Below are 11,391 nucleotides of genomic sequence, written 5' to 3'. Positions count from 1 at the left end.
CTAACTCCGCAGTTCGGGGCGGGCAGATGGGGGAGACATCCCCAGATGTCCACCGGTTGGCGCATCCGCGCTGATACCCCGGGCAAGGCGAAAACCGGAAAAGGATAAAGCACATGGCTCTTCCCGAGTTCTCCATGCGTCAGCTGCTTGAAGCAGGCGTACACTTTGGTCACCAGACACAGCGCTGGAACCCGCGCATGTCGCCCTTCATTTATGGCGCGCGCAACGGCATCCACATCATGGACCTGACGCAGACTGTTCCGATGCTGGATCAGGCCCTGCAAGCTGTCCGCGACACTGTCGCAAAAGGCGGCAGCGTTCTGTTCGTTGGCACCAAGCGTCAAGCGGCACAGCCCATTGCGGATGCAGCCGAGAAATGCGCGCAGTACTACATGAACCACCGCTGGCTGGGTGGCACGCTAACCAACTGGCAGACCGTGTCGAAATCGATCAACCGCCTGAAGTCGATCGATGAGCAGTCCGAGAACGGTTTTGAAGGTCTGACGAAGAAAGAGCGTCTGGGCATGGAACGTGACCAGGGCAAACTTCAAGCCTCGCTGGGTGGTATCCGCGAGATGGGTGGTCGTCCTGATCTGCTGTTCGTCATCGACGTCAAGAAAGAAGCGCTGGCCGTCGCGGAAGCTAATAAGCTGGGTATCCCGGTTGTGGCTGTGGTCGACACCAACTGCTCGCCCGATGGTGTGGATTACATCATCCCCGGCAACGATGACGCGGCCCGTGCCATTGCGCTGTATTGCGATCTGGCATCGCGCGCAGCCCTTGACGGCATGAGCGCCCAACTGGGTGCAGCCGGCGTTGATCTGGGTGCGATGGAAGAAGCACCGGTTGAGGAAGCTGTTGCCGAAGAGGCCCCTGCAGAAGAAACCGCTGCTGAAGCGCCTGCTGCCGAAGCGCCTGCAGAAAGCTGAAGCGTCACACAACTGACATGTGCGGCGGGCTAAGGCCTGCCGCAACCCACACCCATTTGAGGAGAGCCAAAAGATGGCAATCACAGCAGCATTGGTGAAAGAACTGCGCGACAGCACCGGCGCAGGCATGATGGACGCGAAAAAAGCGCTGACCGAAACCGGTGGTGACATGGAAGCCGCTGTTGACTGGCTGCGCACCAAGGGCCTCGCGAAAGCGGCCAAGAAATCGGGCCGGACGGCTGCCGAAGGTCTGGTGGCCGTTGTTGTCGATGGTGGCACTGGCGTCGCGGTTGAAGTGAACTCAGAAACTGACTTTGTTGGCAAGAACGCTGAATTCCAGGAGATGGTTTCTGGCATCGCCACCGCCGCTTTGGGCGTGGACGGTGTTGAAGCACTTGCTGCTGCCGACATGGGTGGCAAGTCCGTTGCAGACGTCGTGACTGACAAGATCGCAACTATTGGCGAGAACATGTCGGTCCGCCGCATGGCCAAGATTTCCGGCGGTACAGTTGTGTCCTATGTCCACAACGCGGCAACTGCCGGCATGGGTAAAATCGGTGTTCTGGTAGCCATGGACGGCGGCGACGAAGCGTTCGGCAAGCAGGTTGCGATGCACATCGCGGCTGTAAACCCTGCAGCTTTGTCCGAGGCCGACATGGATACTGCCGTGGTCGAGAAAGAAAAGCAGGTTCAGATGGATATTGCACGTGAAAGCGGCAAGCCTGAGCAGGTCATCGAGAAGATGATCGTGGGCCGGATGAAGAAATTCGTCGCCGAATCAACCTTGCTGAACCAGTCCTTTGTTGTGAACCCCGACCTGACGGTCGAGGCGGCTGCCAAGGAAGCGGGCGCAACCATCACCGGCTTTGCCCGTCTGGAAGTGGGCGAAGGCATCGAAGTCGAGAAGGAAGACTTTGCAGCCGAGGTTGCGAAAGCAGCTCAGGGCTAATCTTTCCCTTGCATTGAATGTGAAACGGCGCGCCCATTGTGGCGTGCCGTTTTGCGTTGGAGGGGATGTTTATGCTGGATGTGGGCGATGGTCACCGGCTGTGGTTTGAACAGGCCGGGCAGGGCGCAGATGCCCTTGTGTTGCATGGTGGGCCCGGATCTGGCTGCAAGCCGGGACACTATGATCTGTTTGATCTGTCGCGATACCGCGTGACCCTGCTGGATCAGCGCGGTTGTGGTCGGTCAACGCCTCTGGCCTCCGAAACGCTGGACGCTTTGGACGCCAACACGACACAGCATCTGATTGCCGACATCGAAATGCTGCGTGCCCATCTGGGCGTGGATGCTTGGGTGCTGTTTGGCGGATCATGGGGGGCGACGTTGGCCTTGGCCTATGCACAGGCCCATCCCACGCGCGTGCGGGCGCTGGTTCTGGCGGGGGTGGCAACAACGGCGGAGCGAGACTTGCGTTGGTTGTATGGGGATGTGGGGAACATGTTTCCCGAAGCATACAAGGAGTTTTGTGCAGCCGTGCCGGAGGTGAGCATGGCCCCCGAGGCGACGGTGGAGCGTATACGTGCCTATGCTGAGCTGTTGCAAGATCCTGTCCGTGCGCAGTCGGCCGCGGATGCGTGGTGCCAGTGGGAGACCGGGATCTTTGGTGGAGATATTCACACGCCGGGGTCCCGTTATTCCGACCCGTCCTTTCGGCTGGGGTTTGCGCGGATCGTTACGCATTATTTTGCCCATGGGGCTTGGATGGACGACGATCAATTGCTGCGGAATGTCGGGACCATCGCGCACGTCCCGTGTACCATGATCCACAGCCGGTTTGATCCGTCTTGCCCGTTGCGCGCGCCGTGGGAATTGGATCAAGTTTGGCCGGCGGCGACCTTGCGGGTGCTGGATGGCACGACCCATTCCGCCTTGGACAAAGAGATGGTCCGGGCCATCCGTTCAGCGACGGATTCATTGGTGCTCTGAAGGCAAAGGTGGGCGAGATCGCGTTTGGGGTCGCAATCCCGCCCGTTTGTCGGCGTCCTTGGCCACGGGGATGAGACACGTGGACGCTACAAAGTCCGACCCACCTGCTGAAAAATACACAGGCGAGCCGGGTCCGGAAGATCCGGTCGAAACGCAGTGCCCTCGTAATCGCGAGAGGTCCGTTTCGCTGTTCCCTGGCTAAAGCCACCACTCACGGAACACGCCTACAATGCCAAATTTACGACGTGTTAGCAAAGTGGGGGATTCCTTACCCAATGGTCAAAAATTTCACCAGCTCGTCTCTGAGTTGTGTTTTTGTATCTTTTTTGGGCAGTCATACACAGAAAATGACCGAACGACCGCATTTGATCAGATTTCGAAGGCTTGTTCCAAAGGCTGCCAGTGCGATCGGACCTGCAGATTCGCGCGGTCAAAAACCATCACGTTGCCACCTCCTCCGGGGCCTTGATCATGGTCACGGCTGATTGGTGTATTAGCGCAAGCGCAATACAGAAGCGAGCCAACCGCACCGTGTCCTACGACCAGGATGTCCCCGGGCGGCGCCGTCCGCGCCATGTTTTGCACGCTGGTCAGAATGCGATCTTGGGCATCTTGCGCGCATTCCCAGCCCCGGATTGACTGCGTGGGGTTGGCAAAGAATGTGTCCGCAGTGGTTTCGAACTCGGTCGGGGGCAAGTAACCTGTGGCAGAACGGTCATTTTCGTAGCTGTCTTCGGCGATGATGACGTCCAGTCCCAAGGCAGAAGCAAGTGGGTGTGCTGCGTCACGTGCTTTGCGCTCGGGGCTGGAAAAAACCGAGTGCGTGCCCTTCAGCCTATCGTGAGCAATTTGGGCGAGTGCGTTGATCCGCGCTTGGCCTACATCGTTCAGTGACCACTCGGTGATCGGTACGTCGGGATCTATCAGAACCTGCGGATGGCTCAGATACATCAGTCGCGCGGAATGAGCCATTATGCTTCGAGGATAAACATCTGATTTGCGAATGCCGCCTTCAGGACGGCTTGGGCTGTGGTTTCCACCGCCAGCGCCTCCCGTGCAAGGCGAAGATGTTTTTCCACCGTCGCCGATGTCAGCCCCATCAGAACTGCAATATCCTGCATTGTTTTGCCGTCGCCGACCCACTCCAGAGCTTCGCGCTGGCGTTTGGTCAGGGATCGATTGGGTGCCGTATAGGGCAGGGTGAGAATCTTAAGGTGCGCCACATTGTTCATAAGGTGAATGTCGCGCCCATGTTGGGCCCACACGGCATCGACTTCTTCCTGCGTCATGCCCTCACGCGCGGTCAGGGCGATTGCACCTTTTGAACGGGCCGAGACCGACTTGAAGCTGATCGTGTATCCCACAGTCACACCCATGGAATAGTTGAATTCAAGCACGCGCTGTTCTGACTTGCTCAGCGTTTCAGAGGATTGCATCTGCGCCAGGATACCCCAGCTGCACGCCCCTTCGTTGTTCAAAGCCCAGTTGACCATGGGGGCGTGGACATAATGCTGTTCGCCAAGAAATGTATCCGTGTAGGCGCGGTCGTGGTTTGTGAGGATGATGAAATCTTCGGGATCACCCAGCGAATTGCCCGAGCGGTAGCGGGTGAAGCCATAGATCAATCTGTCAAACCCGTATTCGGCCATCCTGCGCGAATGGGCTTCCCACAGTTCCTCTATGGTTTGACAGTTTGACAACCTGTGCAGATAGCTTTTCAAGTCCGCCCCCCAAGGTGTCCTATCAACGCGTCCAGAGCCAGAGTATACCCCGCAACGCCAAAGCCGCAAATCATCCCGACGGCCACCGGCGCAATATAGCTGTTGTGGCGGAATGCTTCGCGCGCGTGGATATTGCTGAGGTGCAGTTCGACGACCGGCAATTCGGTTCCAAGGATCGCATCGTGCAATGCGATGGACGTATGGGTGTAGGCACCGGCATTGAGAACAATACCGTCATGCGTTCCTTTCGCGGCGTGAATGGTATCAACAAGGGCACCTTCGTGGTTGGATTGGGTGCATGTGACGTCATAGCCATTCTTCGCAGCGTACTCGCGGCATAGCTGTTCGACCTGGCGCAGGGTGGTTGCGCCATAAATCTCGGGCTGACGGGTGCCGAGCAGATTCAGATTGGGACCGTTAAGGACCAGAACAGAAGTCATGGGAAAAACCTTAGATTTATGACGGTGTTATCCACTCTGCCCTATATCTGTCCAGTGCAGGGTTAAGCCGATTGGTCAAAGACCGCCAATCCGAGCCATTCTGCAACAAGTGCTGGCGTTTCCGAGCCATCGATGTCGATCGTCAGGGCCATGGTGCGCAACAGTTCACTTTCGTTCCGTTTTTGAACGTCGTTGAGTGTGAAACGTCCTCGCAACTGGTTGCCGGGCCGCACAACGGCGAGGAATCGTAGGCGATTGAAGCCGTAGTTTATTCCCATGACTTGCCCGGGCATGAGAGGAAAGCAGTCGTATGCGAAACGCGATGCCAAGCTGAGTGTCAGGAAGCCATGGGCAATTGTGCTGCCAAAGGGTGTTCCCTTGGCCCGTGCCGGGTCGATATGAATCCACTGATCATCATGTGTTGTAACAGCAAACTGGTCGATCATGTCCTGATCGACCTTGATCCAGTTTGATACGCCAACCTCAGCCCCGATCTGTTGCGTCAGGATATCCAGCGCCGCGTTGATGCTCATGGATCGGCACCCACTCGCACCATGCGCTTGCCAGTATTGTCCCCGTTCAAGAGGCCGATCAGGGCCTTGGGGGCGTTTTCCAGACCTTCGACGATATCCTCGGTGACCTTGATCTTTCCTTGCTGGACCCAGGCTTGCAAAGCGCGTGTTGCTTTGGCGTCGTCGCGCGCGAAGTCCATGACGATGAACCCCTCCATACGCAAGCGTTTGACAACAACAACGCCGGGCAGGTTGCGGGGGCCGGTTGGATTGGTCGTGTCATATTGGCTGATTGCGCCACAGCATACAACGCGACCACGTTCGTTCATGAGGGCCAATGTGGCTTCAAGAATGTCTCCGCCCACATTATCGAAATAAACATCGATGCCATTCGGACAAGCTGCCTTGAGGGCTTTGAACACGCCGCCCGCCCGGTAGTCGATGCAGGCGTCGAAACCGAGATTGTCTGTGACAAATGCGCATTTCTCCGGTCCTCCGGCGATTCCGACGACGCGGCAGCCAAGGGCCTTGCCGATCTGACCAACATAACCACCAACGGATCCTGCGGCAGCGCTCACCACGATGGTTTCGCCAGCCAAAGGTTGACCAATCTGCATCAGACCGTGGAATGCTGTCTTGCCTGCAATACCATAAACGCTCAGCAGGTGGCTGAGCGGCTGGATCTTTGGCAGTTTTTGCAACTTGTGGGCAGGGCGGATGACATGGTCGGCCCAAACACTCTCTGCCGCGACAATGTCGCCGGGGCCGATGCGGGGCGATTTACTCTCCATTACCTCGCAGATTGAATAGGTGGGCATTGGGTCGCCCGCATTCACCGCGTCGCGGTAGGTTGCGCCTTGCATCCACGACCGGTTGGCGGCGTCGATGCTCATCAGGATGGTGCGCAGGAGCACTTCGCCATCCTGTAGCGCGGACATTGCCGCCTCCTGTAGCTCGAAGTGTTCAGGGCCAAGTGCACCCTGAGGCAGGCTAGCGACGACAATCTGGCGGTTGGTCATAGTATGGCTCCTGTGTATGAGGGGGCATGACGAAAGAATACCGCCAACCCGTTTACGCGCCGCCCGAGGGAGCGGCTGACTTGTTTCTGATACGGCATGGGGAAAGCGCGCCAGCGCGTTCCGGCGTGAGTTTTCCGATGAAGGATGGCAGCGGTGACCCGCCTTTGCATCCGCAGGGCGAGCGGCAGGCGTCGGCTGTTGGTGAGCGTCTGAAAGGTGAAATTTTTGCAGCGCTTTATGTGACGAAGTTGATGCGTACACATCAAACGGCTGCACCGTTGGCGCAACATTTGAATATGACCCCGATCGAGAATCCCGATTTGCATGAGGTGAACCTTGGTGACTGGGATGGTGGCTTGTATCGCATCAAGGCGGCGGAGGGAGACCCGATCTATCAACGTGTCAGGGACACGCAGGATTGGTCGCCGATTCCCGGGGCAGAGACGCGTGATGCGTTTTTTGGCCGGGTGCGCAGAGGTTTGTTGGGCGTCGCGGCAGCGCACGCGAACCAGCGAGTCGCGATATTTGTCCATGGCGGCGTGATCGGTGCAGCTCTTGCGATGGCAACAGGTTCCGAGCCGTTCGCATTCCTTGGCGCTGCCAACGGGTCGATCAGCCGCCTTGTGATCCATGGCGAACGTATGATCGTCCGGGGTTTCAATGAAACGCAGCACCTGGATCACCTCTAGTCGTTTGTAAGCACGACCTTGCCTTGCACCTTGCGGTCGGCGATCAACTCCAGTGCTTTGGCCGCGTCCTGCATTGGGAAACTGGCAGAGATGTGCGGCTTTACTTTCCCTTTTCCGTACATTTCAAAGAGTTCCGTGATGTTCTGCATATGACCCTTGGGATCGCGATAGATTGATGCGCCCCAGAACACGCCGACGATCTGACACGATTTTAGCAGGGCTAGATTCAACGGGATGGCCGGAATACCGGCCGGAAACCCAACGACCAGGAACCGGCCGCCCCAAGCCATCGAGCGGATCACCGGTTCGGCATAGTCGCCTCCCACGGCGTCATAGGCCACGTGCACACCTTCTGAACCTGCAACTTTCTTGATCTCGGCCGAAAGGGCCTTTTGCGCGTCGCGGTCCATCTCGCGCGGGTAAATGATTGCATCGTCAGCGCCCAGATCGCGGCAAAACTGCGCTTTTTCCTGTGAACTCACAGCGGCGATCACACGGGCACCTGCCGCTTTGCCAAGCTCGATGGCTGCCGCACCAACGCCACCAGCCGCGCCAAGAATGAGAAGAGTCTCGCCTTCCTTCAACTCCCCTCGGTTTTTCAACGCGTAGTGGGACGTACCGTATGTGAAAATGAAGCACGCGGCCTCATCAAACGGCATGTCGTCCGGAATTTTCACACAAGATGTTACGGGGGCACAGAGGTGGGTGGTGAAACCACCAAAGCCGGTCATGGCCAGAACACGGTCGCCGACCGCCAGATGCGACACGCCATCACCCAGCGCTTCGACAACACCGGACACCTCGCCGCCGGGGGCAAAGGGGCGTGGGGGTTTGACCTGATAAAGATCACGAATGATCAATGTGTCGGGGAAGTTGACGCCCGCAGCCTTCACCGCGATCCGCACTTCTCCCTTCTTTGGTTCGGGAGTTGGCTGTCCGGTCCATTCCAGCGTTTCAGGGCCACCGGGTGCGGTGCTGAGCATGGCGTGCATATCGGGTCCTCCCACCCATGACGTTACGGCAGGGGTGCAATGTGCCTGCCTTTGTCACATCCTGCAGTTGAGGAGGCGCGGCTGTAAAGCCGTGGACCGGGCGACGTTACGGTAGCCCGCAGATCGGAGGAGAGAGCCATGGATCCCAAAACCCTTTTTTCATTGGATGGAAAGGTGGCTCTGGTCACCGGTGGTGCGACCGGCATTGGGCGGATGGCCGCTACCGGTCTGATGATGGCGGGCGCCCGTGTTCTGATCGCAAGTCGCAAAGGTGAGGCTTGCGAGGCCGTGGCGGCCGAACTGAACGCCATGGATGCGCAGGGTTCCGCCGAAGGGTTTGCAGGGGACGTCGGCAGTGAAGAAGGGATTGCAGCGCTGGTCGCCGAGGTGTCCAAGCGCACCGACAAGCTGCATATCCTCATGAACAATTCCGGTGTCACCTGGGGCGCACCCATGGGACAGTTCCCACATCAGGCGTGGGAAAAGGTCATGAATGTCAACGTGGCGGGGCTGTTTCACCTTACGCAAAGCCTGTTGCCGATACTGATCAAGAGTGCGACTGCCGATGACCCGGCGCGCGTGGTTAACGTTGGGTCGGTCATGGGCGATGCGCCACTGGGCGATGGGGCGTATTCCTATGCCGCGTCCAAGGCGGCGGTGCTGCATATGACCAAGATCATGGCCAAGGAACTGGCTGGGCACCATGTGACCGTGAACGCACTGGCGCCGGGGCCATTTGTCAGCAAGATGACCGCTTTCGCCACGGCTGACGAAGATATGCGCGACAAGGTTGGTGCGGATGTGCCGCTGGGGCGCGTCGGCCGAGATGAGGATATTGCTGGTTGCATGCAATTCCTGTGCGGGCAGGGCGGTGCCTATTTGACAGGTGCAATCCTGCCGGTATCCGGAGGCATTCAGGTCATGTCAGGGCCAAACCTGTTCCGTGCGGCGCTGGAGGGATGATCCGCTTCGACGATCAGGTTGCTATTGTGACTGGCGCCGGAGCAGGCTTAGGCCGCTCCCATGCTCTGGGGCTGGCTGAGCGCGGTGCGGGTGTCGTTGTAAATGATATGGGCGACGCCTCTTCAGTGGTTTCGGAAATTGAAGCGGCGGGCGGGCAGGCCATGGCCATCGCGGCAGACGTCTCAGATGCGGGCGCTGTCAGTGATATGGTTGCGCAGGTCATGGATCGCTGGGGGCGGATCGACATCCTGATCAACAACGCCGGCATTCTGCGGGACAAGACCTTTGCCAAGATGGACATGGATGACTTCGCCAAGGTGATCGATGTGCACTTGATAGGAACAGCGCAGTGCTGCCACGCGGTTTGGCGGATCATGCGCAGCCAAGGATATGGGCGCATCGTGCTGACGGCGTCCGGTTCAGGGCTTTATGGCAATTTTGGTCAGTCCAACTATGGGGCGGCCAAGGCCGGTATGGTTGGTTTGATGAATGTGCTGCACCTTGAAGGCGCGCGGGACGACATCCGGGTGAACACCCTGGCCCCCACTGCCGCAACCGCAATGACCCAGGGGCTGCTGCCGCAGGTGGCGCTTGATCTGCTTCAGCCAGGAACAATCACACCCGGTGTGCTGCATCTTGTCAGTCGGGATGCCCCAAGCCGCACGATCCTGTCAGCGGGAGGAGGTACGTTCGCGGTAACTCAAATCACCGAAACCCAGGGCACGTTGATCGAAGGCGACATCACGCCTGAGGCGGTTGCCGCTGCATGGTCTGAAATCACCGATCCTTCAGGCGCCGAACCATTGGAAAACGCTTTTGCACAAACCCGCAAATACGCGTTGCGGGCAGCGAAGGCCAAAGGGGTCGATCTTGACTGGTAGCGGGCAATGCTCCTTCATCTTGCCAAGTAAACTCCGGGGGCCGAGGAAGCGCCCGGGTCCAATTCTCCTAAACCAAGCAAGGACCAGATAAATGCGCGACGCTGTCATCGTCTCTACCGCTCGTACCCCCATCGGCAAAGCGTATCGTGGGGCGTTCAACGCGACGACGCCCCAGGCCCTTTCAGCGCACGCGATCGAACATGCGGTCAAACGCGCTGGTATTGAGGGGGGCGAAGTGCAGGACGTGATCCTTGGGGCGGCGCTGCAGCAGGGGCACACTGCCAGCAACATTGCGCGGCAGGCGGCCATTCGGGCCGGACTGCCTGTGACAGTGGCAGGCATGAGTGTGGACCGGCAATGTGCGTCCGGCATGATGGCCATTGCGACGGCCTCCAAGCAGGTGGTGCACGATGGGATGGATGTGGTCATTGGCGGTGGGGTCGAATCCGTGTCGATGGTTCAGACCCCTGAGATGAGGGCACATGGCGACCCGTGGCTCAAGGCGAAGAAGCCGGAAATCTACATGACCATGCTGGAAACGGCAGAAACTGTCGCTGATCGGTATGGCATTAGCCGCGCAGCCCAAGACCGCTACGCGGTACAGTCCCAGGCCCGCACCGCCGCCGCCCAAGAGGCTGGCAAGTTTGCGGACGAGATCGTGCCCATCACAACGGTGATGAAGTTTCAGGACAAGGAAACCAAGGCGATTTCGGAGCATGAAGTCACCCTAGACAAGGACGAGGGCAATCGCCCCGGAACTACATATGAAAATGTTGCGGGTCTCAAACCTGTGTTTTCAAATGGTATTCACGTGGCACAAGGCGAGTACATCACGGCCGGCAATGCATCGCAGTTGTCGGATGGTGCGTCTGCCGCCGTTGTCATGGAAGCGTCGATGGCCGAAAAGAAGGGGCTGGCCCCGCTTGGTCGGTGTGTCGGTGTGATGGCTGCAGGTTGTGAGCCGGACGAGATGGGTATTGGCCCGGTCTTTGCGGTGCCGCGCCTGCTTGAGGCGCATGGGGTCACGATGGACGACATCGGTCTGTGGGAGCTGAACGAGGCCTTTGCCGTTCAGGTGCTGTATTGCCGGGACACGCTTGGCATTCCGGATGAGCTGTTGAATGTGAACGGCGGTGCCATCTCGATCGGGCATCCCTACGGCATGTCGGGTGCGCGGATGGTCGGCCATGCTTTGATCGAAGGCAAGCGGCGCGGAGCCAAACATGTGGTGTGCACCATGTGTGTTGGTGGCGGCATGGGCGCGGCTGGCCTGTTCGAGGTACTTTGAGCACCACATCTTTGAGTGGTCGAGA

Annotated in this window: 13 protein-coding genes; 7 read left to right on the top strand and 6 right to left on the bottom strand. The window is 58.6% G+C overall.

Going from position 1 to position 11,391, the window contains the following annotated elements; translation table 11 throughout:
• Positions 1-113 precede the first annotated feature (113 nt).
• The 3 genes from rpsB to pip all read left to right on the top strand — a co-directional run bounded on the left by rpsB (position 114) and on the right by pip (position 2,861).
• Positions 114-929, top strand: a complete 816-nt coding sequence (rpsB, locus tag AC53L6_RS09400) for a 30S ribosomal protein S2 (RefSeq protein ID WP_299197478.1) — start codon at positions 114-116, stop codon at positions 927-929.
• A 73-nt stretch (positions 930-1,002) separates the two neighbouring features.
• Positions 1,003-1,878: a translation elongation factor Ts gene (tsf, locus tag AC53L6_RS09395; RefSeq protein ID WP_299197475.1), complete on the top strand. Its 876-nt coding sequence runs from the start codon at positions 1,003-1,005 to the stop codon at positions 1,876-1,878.
• Between the two features lie 71 nt (positions 1,879-1,949).
• Entirely contained in the window at positions 1,950-2,861 is a 912-nt protein-coding gene (gene pip / locus AC53L6_RS09390; protein ID WP_496907674.1) for a prolyl aminopeptidase, read from the top strand.
• Between the two features lie 369 nt (positions 2,862-3,230).
• Here pip and AC53L6_RS09385 read toward each other — a convergent pair whose 3' ends face one another.
• From AC53L6_RS09385 to AC53L6_RS09365, 5 genes are all read right to left on the bottom strand, one after another.
• A complete protein-coding gene (locus AC53L6_RS09385) occupies positions 3,231-3,833 on the bottom strand; it encodes a histidine phosphatase family protein (RefSeq protein ID WP_496907673.1) in 603 nt (200 codons plus the stop codon).
• Entirely contained in the window at positions 3,833-4,582 is a 750-nt protein-coding gene (locus tag AC53L6_RS09380; RefSeq protein WP_299197437.1) for a LuxR family transcriptional regulator, read from the bottom strand. The genes AC53L6_RS09385 and AC53L6_RS09380 overlap by 1 nt, the downstream gene beginning before the upstream one ends.
• Positions 4,579-5,022, bottom strand: coding sequence for a type II 3-dehydroquinate dehydratase (gene aroQ, locus AC53L6_RS09375; RefSeq protein WP_496907672.1), 444 nt, complete (start codon positions 5,020-5,022; stop codon positions 4,579-4,581). Before aroQ ends, AC53L6_RS09380 begins: the two co-directional genes overlap by 4 nt.
• A 62-nt stretch (positions 5,023-5,084) precedes the next feature.
• On the bottom strand, positions 5,085-5,555 hold the full coding sequence (locus AC53L6_RS09370; RefSeq protein ID WP_496907671.1) for a MaoC family dehydratase: 471 nt from the start codon (positions 5,553-5,555) through the stop codon (positions 5,085-5,087).
• Positions 5,552-6,553, bottom strand: a complete 1,002-nt coding sequence (locus AC53L6_RS09365) for an NADP-dependent oxidoreductase (protein WP_496907670.1) — start codon at positions 6,551-6,553, stop codon at positions 5,552-5,554. Before AC53L6_RS09365 ends, AC53L6_RS09370 begins: the two co-directional genes overlap by 4 nt.
• Before the next feature lie 26 nt (positions 6,554-6,579).
• Here AC53L6_RS09365 and AC53L6_RS09360 point away from each other — a divergent pair, with 26 nt between their 5' ends.
• The gene (locus AC53L6_RS09360; RefSeq protein WP_496907669.1) at positions 6,580-7,242 is read left to right on the top strand and encodes a histidine phosphatase family protein; all 663 of its coding nucleotides are present in this window, start codon (positions 6,580-6,582) and stop codon (positions 7,240-7,242) included.
• On the opposite strand, the gene AC53L6_RS09355 is transcribed toward AC53L6_RS09360, so the two are convergent.
• Complete coding sequence (locus AC53L6_RS09355; RefSeq protein WP_496907668.1) at positions 7,239-8,234, bottom strand: NADPH:quinone oxidoreductase family protein; 996 nt, start codon at positions 8,232-8,234, stop codon at positions 7,239-7,241. The two genes, AC53L6_RS09360 and AC53L6_RS09355, sit on opposite strands and share 4 nt — an antisense overlap.
• A gap of 138 nt (positions 8,235-8,372) precedes the next feature.
• Here AC53L6_RS09355 and AC53L6_RS09350 point away from each other — a divergent pair, with 138 nt between their 5' ends.
• The 3 genes from AC53L6_RS09350 (at position 8,373) to AC53L6_RS09340 (ending at position 11,366) form a co-directional block, all read left to right on the top strand.
• The gene (locus AC53L6_RS09350; protein WP_496907667.1) at positions 8,373-9,197 is read left to right on the top strand and encodes an SDR family NAD(P)-dependent oxidoreductase; all 825 of its coding nucleotides are present in this window, start codon (positions 8,373-8,375) and stop codon (positions 9,195-9,197) included.
• The gene (locus AC53L6_RS09345; protein ID WP_496907666.1) at positions 9,194-10,078 is read left to right on the top strand and encodes an SDR family NAD(P)-dependent oxidoreductase; all 885 of its coding nucleotides are present in this window, start codon (positions 9,194-9,196) and stop codon (positions 10,076-10,078) included. The genes AC53L6_RS09350 and AC53L6_RS09345 overlap by 4 nt, the downstream gene beginning before the upstream one ends.
• 91 nt (positions 10,079-10,169) lie before the next feature.
• Entirely contained in the window at positions 10,170-11,366 is a 1,197-nt protein-coding gene (locus AC53L6_RS09340; protein ID WP_496907665.1) for an acetyl-CoA C-acyltransferase, read from the top strand.
• Positions 11,367-11,391: the final 25 nt, after the last annotated feature.

The sequence above is a fragment of the Tateyamaria sp. LSS28 genome, from assembly GCF_059611725.1.
Note: the sequence above shows the minus strand (reverse complement) of the source record. Positions and strands in the feature narration are given on the sequence as shown.

Excerpts from the sequence above, each read along its gene's own strand:
- AC53L6_RS09350 (WP_496907667.1), top strand. The coding sequence starts at position 8,373 with ATGGATCCCAAAACCCTTTTTTCATTGGATGGAAAGGTGGCTCTGGTC.
- AC53L6_RS09365 (WP_496907670.1), bottom strand. The coding sequence starts at position 6,553 with ATGACCAACCGCCAGATTGTCGTCGCTAGCCTGCCTCAGGGTGCACTT.
- AC53L6_RS09355 (WP_496907668.1), bottom strand. The coding sequence starts at position 8,234 with ATGCACGCCATGCTCAGCACCGCACCCGGTGGCCCTGAAACGCTGGAA.
- AC53L6_RS09370 (WP_496907671.1), bottom strand. The coding sequence starts at position 5,555 with ATGAGCATCAACGCGGCGCTGGATATCCTGACGCAACAGATCGGGGCT.
- aroQ (WP_496907672.1), bottom strand. The coding sequence starts at position 5,022 with ATGACTTCTGTTCTGGTCCTTAACGGTCCCAATCTGAATCTGCTCGGC.
- AC53L6_RS09360 (WP_496907669.1), top strand. The coding sequence starts at position 6,580 with ATGACGAAAGAATACCGCCAACCCGTTTACGCGCCGCCCGAGGGAGCG.
- tsf (WP_299197475.1), top strand. The coding sequence starts at position 1,003 with ATGGCAATCACAGCAGCATTGGTGAAAGAACTGCGCGACAGCACCGGC.
- AC53L6_RS09340 (WP_496907665.1), top strand. The coding sequence starts at position 10,170 with ATGCGCGACGCTGTCATCGTCTCTACCGCTCGTACCCCCATCGGCAAA.
- pip (WP_496907674.1), top strand. The coding sequence starts at position 1,950 with ATGCTGGATGTGGGCGATGGTCACCGGCTGTGGTTTGAACAGGCCGGG.
- rpsB (WP_299197478.1), top strand. The coding sequence starts at position 114 with ATGGCTCTTCCCGAGTTCTCCATGCGTCAGCTGCTTGAAGCAGGCGTA.
- AC53L6_RS09385 (WP_496907673.1), bottom strand. The coding sequence starts at position 3,833 with ATGGCTCATTCCGCGCGACTGATGTATCTGAGCCATCCGCAGGTTCTG.
- AC53L6_RS09345 (WP_496907666.1), top strand. The coding sequence starts at position 9,194 with ATGATCCGCTTCGACGATCAGGTTGCTATTGTGACTGGCGCCGGAGCA.